Below are 19,338 nucleotides of genomic sequence, written 5' to 3'. Positions count from 1 at the left end.
CCTATCGAGCCGGGACCGCCGCCCCGGCGTCGACGGCGGCGAGGAACAGCTCCGCGCAGCGCGCGCCATCGAGATCGAGTACGACCTCGACGTGGCTCTCGGCCTCCTTCGTCGTCTCGCCGCCCGCGCCGAGCCCGGTGCGGAGGTCGACGACGGTGCAGCCGCGCGTCGGCCCCTCGGCGAGCGCGACGCGCACGGGCGCGCGCCGGAGCCGCAGCAGCGTCGGATCGATCACCGCCGCGACCGTGCCGGCGTCGCCGATCGCCGCGGCCCCGGCCCCGTCGACCCGGCCCTCGTCCTCGGTGACTCCGGCGAGGTGCGCGAGCAGCGCGCCCGCGGCGCGGGCGACCGGATCGGCCGAACGGCCGAGCTCCGCGATCCGCTCGGCGGGCACCGTCGCGCGGTAGAAGGGCTCGAGGCCGTACATCACGACGGGCACGCCGCTCGTGAGCACGATCTCGGCGGCCTCGGGGTCGTGCCAGACGTTGAACTCCGCCGCGGCGGTCGCGTTGCCCGCGCCCACCGCGCCGCCCATCATGACGATCCGCGCGATGCGGGGCAGCACCTCGGGGTGCATCCGCAGCAGCACCGCGAGGTTCGTGAGCGGTGCGAGCGCGATCACGGTGACCGGCTCGGGCGCGTCGAGCAGGGTGCGCCGCAGCAGCTCGACCGCGTGCACCGGCTCGACCTCGCGCTCGCTCGGCGGCAGTTCGAGGGCGCCGAGGCCCGAGACGCCGTGCACGTAGCTCGCGTCCTGCGGCGTCTCGACGAGCGGCCGGTGCATGCCCGCGGCGATCGGCACCGGCGGCGCACCGGCGAGGTCGAGCACCCGCCGGGTGTTCTCCACGACCTGCGCGAGCGGCACGTTGCCGCCCGCGCAGCTGATCGCGAGGAGCTCGAGGGCGGGATGGCGCACCGCGAGCAGCAGGGCGAGGGCGTCGTCGACGCCCGTGTCGACGTCGAGCACGACGGGGATCGGCCGCGCGCTCATTCGCTCGCCAGGATCAGCTCGGCGTACTCGGCGGCGTCGTCGGCTGCGGGGTGCACGTCGATCGCGACGAGTTCGAGCAGCGCGGGGTCGATCGGCACGGCCTGCAGCGGGCTGAACGCGCTGACCGGCGCGCACCCGACGTCGAGGCCCCAGAACGACAGGTGCGCCCCGGTGCGCGGGATGCGGATGGAGCCGAGCTCCTCGCCGGCGGCTTCCAGCACGAGCTCGCCGCTGAGGTCGGGCAGCGAACGCAGCCGGAACCCGGCCTCCCGCTCCCCCGGCGCAAGGGGCCGCGACGCGCGAAGCTCGACGGTCTCGCCGAGCGCGGCGTGGGCGAAGGCGAGCACGCCGTCCTGCAGCGCAAGCACGTAGCCGCCCTGCGCGTTGCCGCTCGACAGCAGCACGCCGCTCGCCGTCGAGGCGTCGGCGCGGAACCGCGCCCGCACGTCGATCGAGCGGTTCGAGCCGGTCACGGCGCTCGGGAACGGCACGTGGCTCTGGCCGGGGCGCAGCACGATCCGGCGCTCGGCGTAGAGGCCGATCGGCCCGCGCGCCTCGATGACCTCGTGCAGCGGCCGGTCGTCGAGCGGGAAGACGTCGTGCCGCCGCGCCTCCCGCCACCACAGCTCCTGCAGCTCGGCGAGCCGTTCCGGCTCGCGCGACGCGACGTCGGTGGCCTCGGCGAAGTCGGCGGCCGTGTCGTAGAGCCGCCACTCGTCCTCGGCGTAGTCGGTGCCCGGGACGTGCGCGGTGACGGCGCGCCATCCCTCGTGCCAGATCGCCCGGTGGCCGAGCGTCTCCCAGTACTGGGTGCTGCGTCCGGCCGGGCTGTCGGCGTCGGCGAGGGTCGCGGCGACGCTGCGGCCGTCGAGCTCGCCGGGCGCCGGGATGCCGAGCAGCTCGTAGAGCGTCGGCGCGACATCGATCGCGTGCACGAACTGCCGGCGCACCCCGCCGGGCGTGCCCGGCCCGTTCGGCCAGGAGACGACGAGCGGCGAACGCACCCCGCCGAGGTCGACGAACTGCTTGTAGCGGCGGAAGGGCGTGTTGCCCGCCATCGCCCAGCCCTCCGGGTAGTGCGAGCCGCCGGTCAGACTGCCGACGCGGTCGAGCTCCCCGACGAGCTCGGCGGCCGGGCGGCGGATGCCGCTGTACGGCGCGTTCGTGTCGACGTCGCCGCCGGGCCCGCCCTCGCGGCTCGCGCCGTTGTCGCTCGTGACGAGCACGATCGTGTCGTCGAGCTCACCGAACTCGCGGAGCGCGTCCACGACGCGGCCGAGCTGCGCGTCGGCGTGCTCGAGGAAGCCGGCGAAGGCCGCCTGCAGCGCGGCGTAGACCCGGCGCTCGTCCTCGTCGAGCTCGGCCCAGGGGCGCACGCCGTCGTTGCGCTCGGCGAGCGGCGTGCCCTCGGGCACGAGGCCGGCCTCGATCTGCCGGGCGAGGCGGGCGCGCCGCGTCTCGTCCCAGCCGACGGTGAAGGTGTCGAGGTACCGCTCGATGAACTCCCGCGGGGCCTGGAAGGGCGCGTGCGTCGCCCCGAAGGCGAGGTGCAGGTAGAACGGGTCGCCGGGTCGGAACGCGAGGTGGTCGCGCACGTAGCCGATGGCGCGGTCGGCGAGGTCCTCGCTGAGGTGGTAGCCCTCGCGCTCGGGCACGGGAGCTGGGTGGTTGTCCTCGAAGAGCTCGGGCTCGTACTGGTCGGTGCAGCCGTCGAGGAAGCCGTAGTAGCGGTCGAAGCCGCGGGCGAGCGGCCAGTTGCCGTAGGGGCCAGCGGGCGTGATCTCGTGCAGCGGCGCGAGGTGCCACTTGCCGACGAGGTAGGTGCCGTAGCCCTCGCCGCGGAGCACCTCGGGCAGCAGCGTCACGTCGCGGCGGATGGAGCCGCGCGAGTTCGGGAAGCCCGTGTCGGTGTCGGCGAGGAAGCGCATGCCGATGCCGTGGTGGTTGCGCCCGCTCAGCAGGGCGGCGCGGGTCGGCGAGCAGAGCGGGGTGACGTGGAACCCGGTGTAGCGGAGGCCGGCATCGGCCAGGGCGTCGATCGTCGGCGTCCGCACCTCGGAGCCGTAGCAGCCGAGGTCGCCCCAGCCCGTGTCGTCGAGGATGACGACGACGACGTTCGGGCGCTTCGGCCCCTCGCGCCGCTCGGGCCACCACGGGGTGGACTCGGCGACGGTGGTGCCGATCCGGCCGGGGAAGTCGGGATGCGTGGTCGACATGGTGGTGCCTTTCCGGGCCGGGCGGATGCCCCGGCCGATGCCTGGTCGCGGGAGAGTGGTGCCGGGGCTCAGCCGGCGTGGCTGCGGGCCGCCGGCTCCGGCAGTGGCAGCACGGCGTGCGAGCCGAAGCGCGGCTTCACGATCGCGGTGAACACGAGGGCGACGACCGCGACGAGCACGAGATAGCTCGAGACCGACCAGGTCTGCCCGCCCGCGGCGTTCGTGAGCGCCTGCGCGATGAGCGGGCCGAAGCCGCCGCCGAGCACGGTGCCGAGCTGGAAGCCGAGCGACATGCCCGAGTAGCGCACGCGCGGCTCGAAGAGGTCGGCGAAGAGCGTCGCCTGCTGGCTGAACAGCAGGCCGACGAGGATGCCGCTGACGCCCGTCGCCGCGAAGAGGCCGACGACGGTCTCGGTGCCGATGAGCCAGAACATCGGGAACGCCCAGAGCACCAGCAGCCCGAGCCCGACCATGAGCAGCCGGCGCTGGCCGTAGCGGTCGCCGAGGTGCCCGGCGATCGGCGTGGTGACGAGGTTCGTGAGCGAGGAGAAGACGTTCGCGAGCAGCACGACGGTGGGGTCCATGCCGAGGGCGCCGGAGGCGTAGCCGAGCACGAAGACGCCCTGGATGAGGCCGAGGGTGGTGTCGCTCGTGTGGATGAAGACCGCCGCGGCGATCTCCTTCGGGTAGCGCCGGATGGCCTCCCAGACCGGCAGCTTCGCCTCCGCCTTCTTCTCCTGCACGGCGACGAACTCGGGGCTTTCGTCGACCTTCAGGCGGAGGAAGACACCGACGACGAGCAGCAGCGCGCTCGCGAGGAAGGGGATGCGCCAGCCCCAGGCGACGAGCGCCTCGAGGCCGATGGTGGCGGTGAGCAGGGCGACGACGCCGCTCGAGAGGATGACGCCGATCGGGGCGCCGGCCTGCACGAGGCTGCCGAAGAAGCCGCGGCGCGCGGTCGGGGCGTGCTCGACCGCGAGGAGGGCCGCGCCGCCCCACTCGCCGCCGATGCCGATGCCCTGCAGCACGCGCAGCACCACGAGCAGGATGGGCGCGGCGACGCCGATCTGGGCGTACGTCGGCAGCACGCCGATGAGCACGGTGACGGTGCCGGTGAGCATGAAGGTGAACAGCAGCACGCGCTTGCGGCCGATGCGGTCGCCGAAGTGGCCGAGAATGATGCCGCCGAGCGGCCGGGCGATGAAGCCGACGGTGAAGGTGGCGAGGGAGAGCAGGGTGGCGACGCCGGCGTCGCCCGTGGGGAAGAAGACCTGCCCGAAGACGAGGGCGGAGAGCGTGCCGAAGACGAAGAAGTCGTAGTACTCGAGCACCGATCCGATGGTGCTGGCGGTGACGGCGCGCCAGGAGGCCGCTGGGGCCTTCGTGGGCGAGGGGGCGGTCGTGTCCATGTCACTCCTCATTGAACGTGCGGACTCGGGGATTGGGGGATGGAATCGATTCCGGAATCGATTCCACAGCGTACGTCCCGAGCTCGCGGCCGTCAATCCCCAGCCGAGGGAGCGCGACGCGGATGCCACGGCAGCGGCACTCCCCCGCGGCATCCCGCGCCGGCATCCGGCCGCCGTCGCCCGGCGGAGGTACCCTCGGAGGGTGACCGAGCCCTTCGCCCTCTTCGACCTCGACGAGGTCGCCCCACGGGTGTCCGAAGCGCTCCGGCACGAGCCGCACCCGCACGAGCGGCGCATCGTCGCCGACTCCGGCGACCGCGTCGCCTGGCTGCGGGCGCGCAGCCAGGGCATCACCGCGACGGATGCCGCGAAGCTCGCCACCCGCGAATCGGTCCGCGCCGCCGCCCACGAGAAGCTGCACGGGGCCCGGCGCAGCTTCGGCGGCAGCCGCTTCACCGACCACGGCCGCGAGCGCGAGCCCGTGATCGCGGCCTGGGTCAGGCAGACCCACGGCATCCTGCCGTCCAGCCTGCTGTTCCATGCCGAGACCGAGCGCCGCCACCTCGCCACCCCCGACGGCCTCGTGGCCGACGCGGCCGGCCGGCTCACGCTCTGCGAGATCAAGACCACGTCGAAGCCGTGGCGCTCCATCCCCCGCTCGTACCTGCGCCAGGTCTGGTGGCAGCAGTACGTGCTCGGCGCCGAGCGCACCCTCGTCGTCTGGGAGCAGCACGACGACTTCGTGCCCGTCGAGCCCGAGCCCCGCTGCCGCTGGGTCGACCGCGACGACGACGAGATCCAGCGCCTCGTCACCCTCGCCGGCGAGCTGCTCGAGGCGATCGGGCCGCGCCCGCCCGTGCAGCAGCCCCGCGAGCGGGACCGCTCCTTCTACCGGCCGGGCGCCCTGGCGTGACCGCGCTGCTCCTGCACGGACTCGGCGCCGACCGCCGCCAGCCGCTGGAGCTGCTCGCCCCGCCGCTGCTCGGCGTCGAAGGCCCCGAGCTGCGCCTGCTCGCGACCGACGCCCGCGCGCACGGCTACTCGACCCGCATCGGCGAGCCCGGCGACTTCGCCCTCGACCGGCTCGCCGAGGAGGCCGTCGCCGACGCGCTCGCCCTCGACCCGGGCCTCGCCGAGCGTCCGGTGACGCTGCTCGGCATCTCGATGGGCGCGGCCCTCGCCCTGCGCATCGCGCTGCGCGGCCTGCTGCCCGTCGACCGGGCGGTCTTCGTGCGGCCCTCCTTCGACGACACCCCCTACCCGGAGCACCTCCGGCCATTCCCCGTGATCGGGCAGCTGCTGCACGACCGGGGCCCGGCCGCGGTCGAGGACTTCCGCGAGAGCTGGCACTACCGTTCGGTGCAGCACCGCTCGCTGGCGGGGGCGCGGGCGCTGCTCAGCCAGTTCGGCTCGCCGCGGGCGGCCGAGCGGGCCGTTCGGCTCGTCGAGGTGCCGCGCGACCGCGCCTTCTCGGGCGACGCGGAGCTCGCGGGCGTGCCCGAAGCGGGCATCCGCTCCCTCGTCGTCGCCGCCGAGCGCGACCCCGTGCACCCGCTCGAGCTCGGCGAGCGCTGGGCCGCGGGCCTTCGGGCCGAGCTCGTCGTCGCGCCGCCCAGGGAGGACGGCATCCCCGCGCTCAGCGCGCGGATTCGCGAGGGCGTGGCGCGCTGGCTCGAGGCGAACCCGCCGCGCCGCTGAGCGCCGGGTCGGCCGGGTACGGCCAGCTCGTGCGGCTGAGCGCGAGGACGCCGGCCCCCATCAGCAGGATGAACGCGGCGATCGCGAGGACGTAGACGAGCACGCCGCCGTAGCCGACCCCGGGGGCCACATCGGGGTTGAGGAACGGGTACGGGTACCAGTCCGCGATCGGCCCGCGCACCATCGTGTACGCCGCCCAGACGAGCGGGTAGACGGCGACGAGCCAGAGCCGGTTCCAGCCGATCGGACGGCGCCCCGGCGCCAGCACCCAGTCGACGAGCACGTAGAGCGGCGCCCAGACGTGCAGGATCTCGTTCGACCACGGCACCGTCGCCGCCTGATCGAGCGCGAGGTCGCGCAGCAGCAGGTTGAACACGACGAGCGTCGTCGTCAGGTACGTCGTCGCGCAGGCGCGGACGAGCGCGAACCCCGGGGAGTCGTCGCGCCCGCGGAACGCGAGCACGGCCCCGACGACGAGCACGACCGCGCCGATGAGGTTCGACTGGATGGTGAAGAAGCTGAAGAAGTTCACCAGGAAGACGCCCGGCTCGGGCACGAGGGACAGGCTCTTCACGAACTGGCCGACCACGGCGGCCACGATGGCCGCGGCGGCGACGAGCCGCAGGACCGCGAAGGCGATGCGCATGGCCAGAGCATAGCGGCGCACGGGGGCCTCGCGGCGGGCTCGGCGCTACGCGCCGCGGCCCGCGAGCAGCGCCGAGCCGAGCTCGCTGCGCAGGTAGAGCACGCTCCGGCCGGAGCGGGTGCCGACGAGGAGGCCGGCGTCGCGGAGGGCGCACAGGTGCTGATTCACGGCGCTCGTCGTCACGCCGAAGCGCACGCCGAGCTCGGTCGAGGAGGCGGGGTCACCGAGCGCCGCGAGGAGCTTCGCGCGGGTCTCGCCGAGGATGCCGGCGAGCGCCGCGGGGTTCGCGACCGGCTCGGTCTCCCAGAGCGCGCCCTGCCCGCGTGCCGGGTACATCAGCATCGGCGGGCCGTCGCCGACGGGCGCGGACGCGCGCCGGGTGAACATCGTCGGCACGAGGGTGAGGCCGTGCCCGTCGATCGGCTGCACGCGGTCGGCCGGGTCGCGCAGCCGCACCGCGACGACGCCGTCGGCGTAGTCGACCGTGGAGGAGATGCCGTTCAGCATCGTCGACAGTCCGTTCTGCGCGATCTGCCGGCCACGGTAGACGACGTCCGCCTCGAGCACGGTGCGCATGCGCGGCCAGTAAGGCTCGAACGTCGCGGTCCAGAGCTCGCGGAGCGCGCGGACGACTCGCCGGAACGCGGCCCGCGGCGGTCCGCCGAGCGCATCGGGCACCCGGCCGTGCACGGCGACGAGGTCGGCGAGGAACACCTCGACCGGCAGGGCTTCGAGCGCGGCGAACTCCTCGTCGATGCGGGTGAGCGGGGAGGCCGGTCGCGGGTTCAGGAAGTCCGGGGTCCAGAGCCGTTCGTCGATGAGCGCATGGAGCACCTCGAGGTCGAGTTCGGCGCGAGCGTCCTCGGTGCGCCGGAGCCACGGGAGCTGCAACGGGAACCCGGCGGGCATCATGACCGCCCGCAGCGAGAGGCCGAGCTCGCACATCGGCGAGATGCCGAAGCGCACGGCGGCGACGTCGGACTCGCTGAGGACGTAGCTGAGCATGAAGCACAACGCTACATCGTTTTTGCGAGGCATCCGGCTCTGGCAGAACTGAATCCGTGACCAGCACCCCGCCCGCCGACGCCCCCGCCCGTCCCCCGTTCCGCGAACGGCTCGCCGCCGCGGTGAGCGACCCCGTGCTGCGCATCCTCGTCGGCTCGACCCTCATCTCGCGCGTCGGGCGCGGCATCTTCCTCACGGTCACGGTGCTCTACTTCACCCTCATCGTCGGGCTCACCCCCGGCGAGGTCGCGATCGTGCTCGCCTCGGCGAGCGCGGCGGGCGTCGTCGCCTCCTTCGCGGGCGGCTGGCTCGCCGACCGGGTGAGCGCGCGGCGGCTGCTGCTCTGGGCGACCGGCATCGAGGGCGTCGCCCTCATCGCCTACGTCTTCGCCGGGGACTTCCTCACGGCCCTCGTCATCGCGATCGTCTGCGGGCTCTTCGAGCAGGGCGCGAACTCCACCCGCTCGGCGATCATCGCCCGCGCCTTCGAGGGCGAGGCGCGGGTCGGCGCGCGAGCGGTGCTGCGCACCGTGACGAACGCGTCGATCGCGGTCGGCTCCGGCCTCGGCGCGCTCGCCCTCGCGATCGGCACCGCCGAGGCGTACCGGGCGCTCATCGTCGGCGCGGGCCTGCTCTACCTGCTCGGCCTCGTGCAGCTCGTGAAGCTGCCCGCCCGGGTCGACGCCCCGGCGCGCGCACCGATCGCCGAGGTCGTCACCGCGACCGGCTCGGTGGATGCCTCGGCCACCGCCGCGGCCGCGCGCACCGCGCGCCGCGACTGGCGCAGCCACTCCCCCTGGCGGAACCCCAGGTACCTCCTGCTCACCGCCCTCAGCGCGATCTTCGGCATGCAGTTCGGCGTCGCCGAGCTCGGCGTGCCGCTCTGGATCACCCGCGAGACGGCCGTGCCCGAGGTGCTCATCTCGGTGCTGCTCATCCTGAACACCGTGATCGTGATCGTCTTCCAGGTGCCCGCCTCGCGCGGCACGCACGACCTCCGGGTCGCCGGGCGCGTCTCGGGGATCGCGGCGTGGCTGATGGCCGCGGCGTGCCTCGTCTACGCCGCGGCCGCGGGGCTGCCGGTCGGCTTCGCGATCGCCGTGCTCGTCATCGCGGCCGTCGCGCACGCCTTCGCCGAGGTGCTCTCGCAGGCCGGCGGCTGGGGGCTCAGCTTCGAGCTCGCCGACCCGGTGCGCGCTGGCGCCTTCCAGGGCGTGTTCGGCATGGGCTACTCGGTCGGCGCGCTCGCGGCGCCCTTCGTCGTGAACGCGACGGCGATCTCGCACGGGCTCGCCGGCTGGGCCGTGCTGGCCGGGGTGTTCCTCGCCTCGGGCCTCGGCATCCGCTGGATCGCCCGGCGCGCCGCGAGCCGAGCCGACGCCGCGGCCGAGCTGCCCGAGCCGGCCGCCGCCTAGGCGCCGGCGGGCGTGTCGAAGGCGCGCTCGAGCACGAGGTCGTGCTCGAGGCGGCCACCGAGGCGGAAGCGCTTCGTGCCCACCCGCGCGAAGCCCTGCTTCTCGTAGAAGCGGATCGCGCGCGCGTTCTCGGCGTTCACGCCGAGCCAGACGCTCGCGGCCCCGCCGGCCGCGGCGACCTCGAGGCTCGCGGTCATGAGCTCGGCCGCGACCCCGCGTCCGTGCACGCCGGCGCGGGTGTAGAACTTGCTGAGCTCGATCGTGGGCCGGGCGGCGACGGCGGCCGCGGCATCCGCGTCACCGGGCTCGCCGCCCACGAGCATCGACCAGCCGATCAGCCGGGCGTCCTCGTCCGCGGCGAGGAGCACGGCCCTGGCCGGATCGGCCAGGTGCGCTGCGAAGCGCTCCCGTGTGAGTTCGGCCGCGAGGTACGCCGCGATGTCCCGCTCGGTCGCCCCGGGCGGGCAGGCGAGCGGGAAGGTCTCGGCGGCCAGCTCGGCCAGCTCGTCGAGGTCGGCGGGCGCGGCGGCGCGGATCGTCAGCACGGTCACCCCTCGATTCTGCCAGCGCCGCCGGACGCGCAGGATGCCCCGGCGGGCTCGTGGCCCGCCGGGGCATCCGTCGTCCGACCTCGTTCAGAGGAAGCGGGCGTACGCGCCGAGGGTGAGGAACGTCGGGAACTCCGGCTCGAGCGCCACCGTGCGGAACACCTGGATGGCGTCGTCGAAGCGGTCGCCCTCGAAGCGCGGCAGGCCGCGCACGGCCTCGCCCATCGCCTGCACGATGTAGGTCTGGTCGATGCGGGTGCCCTCGGCCGTCACCGTGTTGTCGTGCAGCCACTGCCAGATCTGCGAGCGCGAGATCTCGGCCGTCGCGGCATCCTCCATCAGGTGCTCGATGGCGGCCGCGCCGACGCCGCGGAGCCAGGACTCCACGTAGCGGATGGCGATCTGGATGTTGTCGATCACGCCCGCCTCGGTGACCGCGCCGCCGACGGACGGGATGTCGAGCAGCTGCGCCGCCGTGACCTCGACGTCCTCGCGGAGCCGCTCGAGCTGGTTCGGCCGCTCGCCGAGCACCCGGTCGAACTCGGCGCGCGCCGTCGGGATGAGATCCGGGTGCGCGACCCAGGTGCCGTCGAAGCCGTCGCCCGCCTCGCGGCGCTTGTCGGCGGCGACCGCGGCGAGCGCGCGCTCCGTGATCTCCGGGTCGCGGCGATCGGGGATGAATGCGCTCATGCCGCCGATGGCGTGCGCCCCGCGGCCGTGCGCCGTCTGCACGAGCAGCTCGGTGTACGCGCGCATGAACGGCACGGTCATGGTGATCTGCGCCCGGTCGGGCAGCACCCAGCGGCGGCCGCGGCTGCGGAACGTCTTCACGATCGAGAAGATGTAGTCCCAGCGGCCGGCGTTCAGGCCGGCGCAGTGCTCGCGCAGCTCGTAGAGGATCTCCTCCATCTGGAACGCGGCCTGGATCGTCTCGATCAGCACCGTCGCCCGGATCGTGCCCTGCGGGATGCCGAGCGCGTTCTGCGCGAAGACGAAGACGTCGTTCCAGAGCCGGGCCTCGAGGTGCGACTCGAGCTTCGGAAGGTAGAAGTACGGCCCGCGGCCGAGCTCGATGAGCCGGCGCGCGTTGTGGAACACGTACAGGCCGAAGTCGACGAGCGAGCCCGAGGCGTGCATCGCACGGCCGGTGCGGTCGTGGAAGCGCAGGTGCTTCTCGGTGAGGTGCCAGCCGCGCGGGCGGAACACGATCGTCGGCGTCTCGGCGAGCTCGCGCTCGACGCGGTACTCCTTGCCCTCCGGGCTCGTGAAGCCGAGGCGGCCGCGCAGGGCGTCGGCGAGGTTCAACTGGCCCTCGACGATGTTGCGCCAGGTCGGGCTCGTGGCGTCCTCGTGGTCGGCGAGCCAGACCTTCGCGCCGGAGTTCAGCGCGTTGATCGTCATCTTGCGGTCGGTCGGGCCGGTGATCTCGACGCGGCGGTCCTCGAGCCCGGGGCCGGCGCCCGCGACCCGCCAGCTGCGGTCGGCGCGGATCTCGGCGGTCTCGTGGAGGAAGCGGGGGTCGCGGCCGTTCGCGGCGTCGACGCGGGTCTGCAGCCGGGCGGCGAGCAAGTCGTGCCTGGTGTGCGCGAAGCGGTCGTGCAGCGCCGCGAGGAAGTCGAGCGCGGCCGGGGTGAGGATCTCCTCGTAGCGCTCGCCGAGCGGGGCGGTCACCTCGATCCACGGCGAGACGGTGGCGAAGCCGCCGGCGCTCTGGCGGGGCTCGGTGCGGTCGAGGGCGGGTGCGATGGTCATGAGGTCGTCTCCTTGGTTCCGTGGAGGTGAGGCCCGGCGCGCCGAGGGGATGCCTCGGCGCGCTCAAGGCGTCAGAACTGGTCTTCCTCGGTCGATCCGACGAGGGCGAGCGTGGCGCTCTGCGGGTTCAGCGCGGTGGCGATGCGGTCGAAGTAGCCGGTGCCGACCTCGCGCTGGTGGCGCGTGGCGGTGTAGCCGGCGGCCTCCGAGGCGAATTCCGCCTCCTGGAGCTCGACGTAGGCCGACATGTGCCGCTCGTTGTAGTCCTTGGCGAGCGTGAACATGCCGTGGTTCAGGGAGTGGAAGCCGGCGAGGGTGATGAACTGGAACGCGTAGCCCATGGCCGCGAGCTCGCGCTGGAACTTCGCGATCTGCTCGTCGTCGAGGTGGCGCTTCCAGTTGAACGAGGGCGAGCAGTTGTAGCTCAGGCGCTTGCCGGGGAACTTCGCGTGCACGGCCTCGGCGAAGCGGCGGGCGAGCTCGAGGTCGGGCTCGGCCGACTCCACCCAGAGCAGGTCGGCGTACTCGGCGTAGGCGAGGCCGCGGGCGATGACGGGCTCGATGCCGTTCTGCACCTCGTAGAAGCCCTCGGCGGTGCGCTCGCCGGTGACGAAGGGGCGGTCGCGCTCGTCGTGGTCGCTCGTGAGCAGGGTCGCGGCGAGCGCGTCGGTGCGGGCGATGATGATGGACGGCACCCCGGCGACGTCGGCCGCGAGCCGGGCGGCGTTGATGGTGCGGATGTGCTGGCTCGTCGGGATCAGCACCTTGCCGCCCATGTGGCCGCACTTCTTCTCGCTCGCGAGCTGGTCCTCCCAGTGGACGCCGGCGGCGCCCGCCTCGATCATCTGGTGCATGAGCTCGTAGGCGTTCAGGGGCCCGCCGAAGCCGGCCTCGGCGTCGGCGACGATCGGGGCCATCCAGTCATTCTGCTGCTCGGCCGAGCCCTCCCCCGCCTCGATCTGGCCGGCGCGGAGGAGCGCGTTGTTGATCCGGCGCACCACCGCGGGGACCGAGTTCGCCGGGTACAGCGACTGGTCGGGGTAGGTCTGGCCGGAGAGGTTCGCGTCGGCGGCGACCTGCCAGCCGGAGAGGTAGATGGCCTTCAGCCCGGCGCGCACCTGCTGCACGGCCTGGTTGCCGGTGAGGGCGCCGAGCGCGGCCGACCACTCGGGCTCGGCCATGGGCGCGAACGCGGTGCCGGTGTTGCGCTGGAGGTCCTCCCAGAGCCGCTCGGCGCCGCGCTTGGCGAGGGTGCGCTCCTCGCGCACCGGACCGCGCAGGGCGATGACGTCCTCGGCGGTGTAGTCGCGCCGGACGCCCTCCCAACGGGGGTTCGCGTCCCACTCGAGCTGCAGCTCGGCAGCGGTCTGGGTCTGGTCGCCGGGGCGGAAGGGGGTGCTCATCGTCGTGCTCCGTTCGAGTTCGCCGCGGGTGCGGTTCGCTGTGGTGCCATCCATGCTGCGTCCGCCGTGCGGGGCGCGGGCCACGATCCGGGGGGTGAACTTTCCGGGAAGTTCTGCGCCGCGGAAAAGCACCCCTCGCAGCGGGGTCGCACGGCGCTATAGCCCCTCCGAACCGCGCTCGGGTTTCGGCGCGGTGACGAGAGGTCGGACGAACTGTCGCCCTTCGCTCGCGGGGGGCGATGGATCGTCCGGTTCTGCACGCGACCATTGCCCCCACCCGGCCCCGGCGGTTGAATGGCGGCACGCGAGTGAACGGCGGCGTGCGAAGTGGCGCGCTGCAGACCCGGGAGGTACCACGAGGTGACGACGGCGACCGAGGCGAGAACGGCCTCCCAATCCAGTGTTCGGGCGGGCTCCGTCGAGATCGACCGGGTCACGAAGCGCTACGGCGATCAGACCGCCGTCGACGGCGTCTCGCTCACGATCGAGCCCGGCGAGTTCCTCTCCCTGCTCGGCCCCTCGGGCTGCGGCAAGACGACGACGCTGCGCATGATCGCCGGCTTCGAGCAGCCGGACGAGGGCGACATCCGGGTCTCCGGGCGTTCGGTGCTGGGGCTGCCGCCGTACCGGCGCGACGTCAACACGGTGTTCCAGGCCTACGCCCTGTTCCCGCACATGTCCGTCGCCGAGAACGTCGCCTACGGCCTGCAGCAGCGGCGCACCCCGAAGTCCGAGCTCCGCGAGCGCGTGGCCGAGGCGCTCGAGCTCGTGCAGATGCGCCGCTTCGCCGATCGCAAGCCGACGCAGCTCTCGGGCGGCCAGCAGCAGCGCATCGCGCTCGCCCGCGCGCTCGTGAACCGCCCCGCGGTGCTGCTCCTCGACGAGCCGCTCGGCGCCCTCGACCGGCAGCTCCGCGAGGAGATGCAGCTCGAACTGAAGCTCTTGCAGTCACGGCTCGGCATCACCTTCGTCTTCGTCACCCACGACCAGGGCGAGGCGCTCTCCATGAGCGACCGCATCGCCATCATGCGCGACGGCCGCATCGAGCAGCTCGCCGATGCCGACACGATCTACGCCCGTCCGGTGTCGGCGTACGTCGCCGCGTTCGTCGGGCAGCAGAACTTCTTCCGCGGCCCCGTCGTGGAGGGCGGCGCGGCCGTCGAGTCGCCGCACGCCGTCGTGCAGGGCACGGGCGCGGCGCTCGCCGGCCTGGCCAACGGCCAGGCCGCGGTGCGTCCCGAGTTCGTGCGCATCGAGGCCGACGACGCCGCGGCGCCCGCCGCACCGAACTCGGTGCGCGGCACCCTGCTCGGCGTCTCCCACCTCGGCGAGACCATGCAGTACCTCGTGCGGCTCGGCGAGGAGCAGAGCCTCATCTCCCGGCGCCCCACCCCCGAGGCGCCGACGCTCGAACTCGGTCAGACCGTGCGCTGCTCCTGGTCGGCCGAGAGCGTGCTGCTCTTCCCGGCCGACGAGGCCGCGCAGGCCGGGGGCTACGTGGCCCCGCCGACCGCGTGACCGTCTCGGCATCCGCTCCGCCCCGCTGTCCCGCAGAACCACCCAGGAGGACCCCATGACCGAATCGACCCCCACCGTGCGGATCCTCGCGAGCACCGACGCCGCGAAGGTCATCCGCCGCGAGCTCAGCCGCCGCGGCTTCCTGAGCGCCGCGGTCGCCGCCGGCGCGACCGGCGTGCTCGCCGCGTGCAGCCCGGGCGGCGGCGCCCAGAACGCCCCGGTCGCGACCGGCGGCCCGCTCGAGTCGAAGCTCTCGATCTACACCTGGGGCGACTACGACGCGCCCGACGTGCTCGAGGCGTTCACGAAGGAGCTGGGCCCGAAGATCACGCTCAGCTCGTTCAACTCGAACGAGGAGCTCATCTCGAAGCTCGTCGCGGCGAAGGGCACGAGCGGCTTCGACATCGTCGTGCCGACCGGCACGTTCATCCCGCAGATGATCGAGAACGGGCTGCTGCAGAAGTTCAACATGGAGCTCATCCCGAACATCGAGCACATGGACCCGGCGTTCCTCGGCCGGGCCTGGGACCCCGACAACGAGTACTCCATCTGCAAGGCGTGGGGCACCACCGGCTTCGTCTACGACAAGACGGTCATCACGCGCGAGCTGAAGGACTGGAACGACTTCATCGACGCCGCGCAGAACGAGGCGAGCGGCAAGACGAGCGTGCTCGACGACCCCGCCGAGCTCACCGGCATCTACTTCTGGGCGAACGGCATCGACTGGACCACGACCGACCCGGCCGATCTCGACGCGGCCGAGGACTTCCTCGTGAACACCCTCGCCCCGCACGTCGCGGCCTTCGACTCCTACCCCGGCGGCTCGGCGATCCCGCAGGGTACCCAGGTGCTCATGCAGTCCTGGAACGGCGACGCCCGCCTCGGCATCCTGGAGAGCCCGGACCCCAACCGCTGGCAGTGGGTGCTCGGGTCCCCCGCGACGGAGCTGTGGATGGACAACTGGGCCATCCCGACCGGCGCGCCGAACCCCGAGGCCGCGCACGCCTTCATCAACTACGTGCTCACCCCCGAGAACTCGCTCGCCGAGCTCGACTACATCGGCTACCACACGGGCGCGACCGGCATCGAGCAGGCGGCGGCCGACGCGGAGCTGCCCATGCTCGACCTCGTGTTCTTCACGCCGGAGCAGATCGAGACGATGCACGAGGGCGAGGTGAACGAGGCGCAGGAGCGCGTCGTGGAGATCTGGAACACGATGAAGGCGGCGGCCGGTGCGTAAGAGCGCCGGCGTCGCCCTCGCCTTCCCGGCGTGGGTGTGGCTGCTGGTCTTCTTCGTCGCCCCGGTGGGGATGGTGATCTGGTTCAGCTTCGGCTACAAACCGGGCATCTTCGGCACCCACGCCAACGACGTGCTGAGCTTCGACCGCTACGCCGAGGCGATGTCGCCGACCTTCTTCGCGACGTTCCAGAACACGCTCTGGGTCGGCATCGCGGGCACGGTGATCTGCCTGCTCGTCGGCCTGCCGGTGGCGTACTGGATGGCCGTCAAGGCGCCGCCGTCGCGCCGGGGCCTGCTCGTCGCGCTCGTGATGGTGCCGTTCTGGACGAACTTCCTCGTGCGCACCATCGGCTGGCAGGTGATCCTCGCCCCCGAGGGCTGGTTGTCCAGCACGCTGCAGGCGGTCGGCCTCATCGACGGCCCCCTCGAGCTGCTGTACACCCGCGGGGCCGTGCTGCTCGGCGTGGTCTACAACTACCTGCCGCTCATGATCCTGCCGCTCTTCGTCGCCTTCGACCGGGTCAGCGGCCCGCTGCGCGAAGCCTCGAAGGACCTCGGCGCCGGCAAGTGGACGACCTTCTTCCGGGTCACGCTGCCGCTCGCCCGCCCGGGCGTCGTCGCCGGCGTGCTGCTCGTGTTCATCCCGCTGATGGGCGACTACATCACGGCGACCGTGCTCGGCGGCGCGAAGGGGAACATGGTCGGCCAGCTCGTCGCGAGCCAGTTCCAGACCGCCCAGAACTGGGCGCTGGGCTCGGCGATGGCGGTGCTGCTCATCATCGTGATCATGGCGACCGTCGCGGTCGGGGCGGGCCTCGTCTGGCTCGTCACGCTGCCGTTCCGCACCCGGAACCGGCTCGTGCTCGGCGAGCCCGAGCCATCCGCCGTGTCGAAGCCCGTCGAGGAGGTGGCCGCATGAAGCAGCGGTCGTGGTCGGATGTCGTCCTGAGCGTCTGGGGCGTGCTCGTCTTCGTGTTCCTCTTCGCGCCGATCCTCGTGATCATCGTGTCGTCGTTCAACGTGGGGCGCCTGCTCGTGTCGTGGCAGTCCTTCGGCTTCGATTCGTTCCTCGCGCTCTTCGAGAAGCCCGCGATCCGCGACGCGGTCTGGATCTCGGTGCAGACGGGGTTCATCGCCGCCGTCGTCGCGACGCTGCTCGGCACCCTCGCCGGCATCGCGATGGCGCGCCACCCCGGCAAGTGGGTGTGGTGGTTCCTCGGCCTGCTGCTGCTCGTCTCGGTGACGCCCGAGATCGTCGACGCGGTGGCGCTGCTGCCGTGGCTCGTGGTCCTCGGCCAGGACCTCGGCATCGGCCTGTTCAACGACGGCATCGTGCGGCTCGTGATCGGCCACTCGCTGTTCTCGGTCGCGGTGGTGTCGTACCTCGTGCGGGCCCGGCTCGTCGGCCAGGAGGGCCAGCTCGAGGAGGCGTCCGCCGACCTCTACGCGAAGCCGCCCGCCACGTTCCGCCGGGTGACGCTGCCGCTCGCGATGCCCGCCGTGCTCGCCGGCTTCCTGCTGTCGTTCACGCTGAGCCTCGACAACACGGTCATCGCCGCGTTCGTGCAGGTGTCGGGCACGACGCCGTGGCCCGTGTACGTGCTGAGCGCGCTGCGCAGCGGCCTACGACCGGAGATCGCCGCGGTGTCGACGATCATGCTCGTGCTGACCCTCATCGCCCTCGGCCTCGTCGCGTACGTGCTGCGGCGCGCGGGCGACTCCGCCGCCGACATCGCGCGCACCATGGGCGGCGGCTGAGCCGCCGCGCTCGTCCGCTCCCCTGCTGCTCGCACGCCTCCGCACCGCTCGCGCTGCTCGCCTCGCGCGCGCCCGTCGCGCCCCACTGAAAGGACTCACGGATGCCTCACGCCGACCTCGTCTTCACCGGCGGCCCCGTCTTCACCGCCGACGCGGTGCGCTCGCGCGCCTCGGCCGTCGCCGTCTCGGGCGGCCGCATCGTCGCCGTGGGGGCCGACGACGACGTGCGGGAGCTCATCGGCCCGGGCACCGAGCACGTCGATCTGCGCGGCCGACTGCTCGTGCCCGGCTTCCAGGACGCGCACGTGCACCCCGTCTGGGGCGGGCTCGACATGCTGCGCTGCGACCTCCGCGACGGCGAGACGGAGGGCGCCTACCTCGACACCATCGCGGCGTACGCGGCGGCGCACCCGGATGCCCCGTGGATCCTCGGCGGCGGGTGGGGCATGTCCGCGTTCCCCGGCGGCACGCCCACGGCTGCGGCGCTCGACCGGGTGCTGCCCGACCGGCCGGCGTTCCTGCCGAACCGCGACGGGCACGGCGCCTGGGTGAACAGCGCCGCGCTGCGACTGGCCGGAATCGACCGGCACACGCCCGATCCCGCCGACGGCCGCATCGAGCGCGACGCCGACGGCGCACCGAGCGGCACGCTGCACGAGGGCGCCATGGACCTCGTGCGCCGGCACCTGCCCGCCACGACGCCCGAGGAGCTCGAAGCGGCGGTGCTCGAGGGGCAGCGGTACCTGCACTCCTTCGGCGTGACCGCCTGGCAGGACGCGATCGTCGGCGACTACGGCGTCGGCGACGATCCCGGCCGCGCGTACCTCTCCGCCGCGGCATCCGGCCGGCTCACCGGGCGCGTCGTCGGCGCGCTCTGGTGGGACCGCGCGAAGGGGCTCGAGCAGATCGACGGGCTCCTGGCGAAGCGCGAGGAGTACCGCGGCGGCCGCTTCGCCGCGACGAGCGTGAAGATCATGCAGGACGGCGTCGCCGAGAACTTCACGGCCTCGATGCTCGAGCCGTACTGCGACGGCCACGGGCACCCGACCGACAACTCGGGCATCTCCTTCGTGCCGCCGGAGCTCCTGAACCAGGCGGCGCCTCTGCTCGACGAGCTCGGCTTCCAGCTGCACTTCCACGCGATCGGCGACCGGGCGGTGCGCGAGTGCCTCGACGCCGTCGAGCACGCGATCGCCCGCAACGGCCGGAACGACCACCGGCACCACATCGCCCACCTGCAGGTGGTGCACCCGGACGACGTGCCGCGCTTCCGCGAGCTCGGCGTGGCGGCGAACATGCAGTCGCTGTGGGCGGCGCTCGAGCCGCAGATGGTGGAGCTGACGCTGCCGTTCCTCGGCTCCCCGCGCGACGCCTGGCAGTACCCCTTCGGGGATCTGCTGCGCTCGGGGGCGGTGCTCGCGGCGGGCAGCGACTGGTCGGTGTCGACGCCGAACCCGCTCGCGGCCATCCATGTCGCAGTGAACCGCGTCTCGGCGCCCGGCGAGGAGGAGGGCGACTACCCGCCGTTCCTGCCCGAGCAGGCGATCGACCTCGCGACCTCGCTCACCGCGTACACGGCGGGCTCGGCGTACGTGAACCACCTGGACGAGACCGGCACGATCGCGGTCGGCAAGCTGGCCGACTTCGCCCTGCTCGACCGGGATCCCTTCGCCGGGCCGGCCGAAGAGATCGGGGCGACGAGCGTGCTGCAGACCTTCGTCGAGGGCGAGCGGGTGCAC

The 19,338-nt window shown here is 73.1% G+C and carries 16 protein-coding genes; 8 read left to right on the top strand and 8 right to left on the bottom strand.

All coding sequences use genetic code 11. The annotated features are described in order from the left end of the window. Position 1 precedes the first annotated feature (1 nt). The 3 genes from IEY71_RS12685 to IEY71_RS12675 form a co-directional block, all read right to left on the bottom strand. A complete protein-coding gene (locus IEY71_RS12685) occupies positions 2-991 on the bottom strand; it encodes a nucleoside hydrolase (protein WP_189085687.1) in 990 nt (329 codons plus the stop codon). Beyond that, positions 988-3,207: an arylsulfatase gene (locus tag IEY71_RS12680; RefSeq protein WP_189085686.1), complete on the bottom strand. Its 2,220-nt coding sequence runs from the start codon at positions 3,205-3,207 to the stop codon at positions 988-990. The genes IEY71_RS12685 and IEY71_RS12680 overlap by 4 nt, the downstream gene beginning before the upstream one ends. Positions 3,208-3,275: 68 nt before the next feature. Beyond that, entirely contained in the window at positions 3,276-4,616 is a 1,341-nt protein-coding gene (locus tag IEY71_RS12675) for an MFS transporter (protein WP_189085685.1), read from the bottom strand. A 250-nt stretch (positions 4,617-4,866) separates the two neighbouring features. Between IEY71_RS12675 and IEY71_RS12670 the strand changes: the two genes are divergently transcribed. Beyond that, entirely contained in the window at positions 4,867-5,529 is a 663-nt protein-coding gene (locus IEY71_RS12670) for a YqaJ viral recombinase family protein (RefSeq protein WP_229781754.1), read from the top strand. Beyond that, positions 5,526-6,314 carry an alpha/beta fold hydrolase gene (locus IEY71_RS12665; protein WP_189085683.1) on the top strand — a complete coding sequence of 263 codons (789 nt, stop codon included), beginning with the start codon at positions 5,526-5,528 and terminating at the stop codon, positions 6,312-6,314. The genes IEY71_RS12670 and IEY71_RS12665 overlap by 4 nt, the downstream gene beginning before the upstream one ends. On the opposite strand, the gene IEY71_RS12660 is transcribed toward IEY71_RS12665, so the two are convergent. Beyond that, positions 6,253-6,960 (bottom strand): Pr6Pr family membrane protein, encoded by a 708-nt coding sequence (locus IEY71_RS12660; protein ID WP_189085682.1) that lies wholly within the window; start codon positions 6,958-6,960, stop codon positions 6,253-6,255. The two genes, IEY71_RS12665 and IEY71_RS12660, sit on opposite strands and share 62 nt — an antisense overlap. 45 nt (positions 6,961-7,005) lie before the next feature. Beyond that, positions 7,006-7,965 carry an ArsR/SmtB family transcription factor gene (locus IEY71_RS12655; protein WP_189085681.1) on the bottom strand — a complete coding sequence of 320 codons (960 nt, stop codon included), beginning with the start codon at positions 7,963-7,965 and terminating at the stop codon, positions 7,006-7,008. 56 nt (positions 7,966-8,021) lie between these two features. Here IEY71_RS12655 and IEY71_RS12650 point away from each other — a divergent pair, with 56 nt between their 5' ends. Then, positions 8,022-9,380 (top strand): MFS transporter, encoded by a 1,359-nt coding sequence (locus IEY71_RS12650; RefSeq protein WP_189085680.1) that lies wholly within the window; start codon positions 8,022-8,024, stop codon positions 9,378-9,380. Here IEY71_RS12650 and IEY71_RS12645 read toward each other — a convergent pair. The 3 genes from IEY71_RS12645 to aceA all read right to left on the bottom strand — a co-directional run bounded on the left by IEY71_RS12645 (position 9,377) and on the right by aceA (position 13,083). After that, positions 9,377-9,931, bottom strand: coding sequence for a GNAT family N-acetyltransferase (locus IEY71_RS12645; RefSeq protein WP_229781722.1), 555 nt, complete (start codon positions 9,929-9,931; stop codon positions 9,377-9,379). The genes IEY71_RS12650 and IEY71_RS12645 overlap by 4 nt on opposite strands. An 84-nt stretch (positions 9,932-10,015) precedes the next feature. Next, positions 10,016-11,680, bottom strand: a complete 1,665-nt coding sequence (gene aceB, locus IEY71_RS12640; RefSeq protein WP_189085679.1) for a malate synthase A — start codon at positions 11,678-11,680, stop codon at positions 10,016-10,018. 71 nt (positions 11,681-11,751) lie between these two features. Next, the gene (aceA, locus tag IEY71_RS12635) at positions 11,752-13,083 is read right to left on the bottom strand and encodes an isocitrate lyase (protein WP_189085678.1); all 1,332 of its coding nucleotides are present in this window, start codon (positions 13,081-13,083) and stop codon (positions 11,752-11,754) included. A 360-nt stretch (positions 13,084-13,443) separates the two neighbouring features. Between aceA and IEY71_RS12630 the strand changes: the two genes are divergently transcribed. The 5 genes from IEY71_RS12630 to IEY71_RS12610 all read left to right on the top strand — a co-directional run. Then, positions 13,444-14,601, top strand: a complete 1,158-nt coding sequence (locus IEY71_RS12630) for an ABC transporter ATP-binding protein (protein WP_189085677.1) — start codon at positions 13,444-13,446, stop codon at positions 14,599-14,601. A 55-nt stretch (positions 14,602-14,656) separates the two neighbouring features. Next, entirely contained in the window at positions 14,657-15,841 is a 1,185-nt protein-coding gene (locus IEY71_RS12625; protein ID WP_189085676.1) for a polyamine ABC transporter substrate-binding protein, read from the top strand. Further along, positions 15,834-16,760 (top strand): ABC transporter permease, encoded by a 927-nt coding sequence (locus IEY71_RS12620; RefSeq protein WP_189085675.1) that lies wholly within the window; start codon positions 15,834-15,836, stop codon positions 16,758-16,760. The genes IEY71_RS12625 and IEY71_RS12620 overlap by 8 nt, the downstream gene beginning before the upstream one ends. Beyond that, entirely contained in the window at positions 16,757-17,599 is an 843-nt protein-coding gene (locus IEY71_RS12615) for an ABC transporter permease (RefSeq protein WP_189085674.1), read from the top strand. Before IEY71_RS12620 ends, IEY71_RS12615 begins: the two co-directional genes overlap by 4 nt. A gap of 101 nt (positions 17,600-17,700) precedes the next feature. Next, on the top strand, positions 17,701-19,338 hold a 1,638-nt coding region (locus IEY71_RS12610), incomplete at its 3' end, for an amidohydrolase (RefSeq protein ID WP_189085673.1).

Source organism: Agromyces mediolanus (assembly GCF_014648575.1).
GTDB lineage: Bacteria > Actinomycetota > Actinomycetes > Actinomycetales > Microbacteriaceae > Agromyces > Agromyces mediolanus.
This window is presented reverse-complemented; position numbering and strand designations above follow the sequence as displayed.

Bases quoted from the DNA above. Each gene is read 5' to 3' on its own strand.
- aceA (WP_189085678.1), bottom strand. From the start codon at position 13,083: ATGAGCACCCCCTTCCGCCCCGGCGACCAGACCCAGACCGCTGCCGAG.
- IEY71_RS12675 (WP_189085685.1), bottom strand. From the start codon at position 4,616: ATGGACACGACCGCCCCCTCGCCCACGAAGGCCCCAGCGGCCTCCTGG.
- IEY71_RS12615 (WP_189085674.1), top strand. From the start codon at position 16,757: ATGAAGCAGCGGTCGTGGTCGGATGTCGTCCTGAGCGTCTGGGGCGTG.
- IEY71_RS12685 (WP_189085687.1), bottom strand. From the start codon at position 991: ATGAGCGCGCGGCCGATCCCCGTCGTGCTCGACGTCGACACGGGCGTC.
- IEY71_RS12655 (WP_189085681.1), bottom strand. From the start codon at position 7,965: ATGCTCAGCTACGTCCTCAGCGAGTCCGACGTCGCCGCCGTGCGCTTC.
- IEY71_RS12660 (WP_189085682.1), bottom strand. From the start codon at position 6,960: ATGCGCATCGCCTTCGCGGTCCTGCGGCTCGTCGCCGCCGCGGCCATC.
- aceB (WP_189085679.1), bottom strand. From the start codon at position 11,680: ATGACCATCGCACCCGCCCTCGACCGCACCGAGCCCCGCCAGAGCGCC.
- IEY71_RS12680 (WP_189085686.1), bottom strand. From the start codon at position 3,207: ATGTCGACCACGCATCCCGACTTCCCCGGCCGGATCGGCACCACCGTC.
- IEY71_RS12625 (WP_189085676.1), top strand. From the start codon at position 14,657: ATGACCGAATCGACCCCCACCGTGCGGATCCTCGCGAGCACCGACGCC.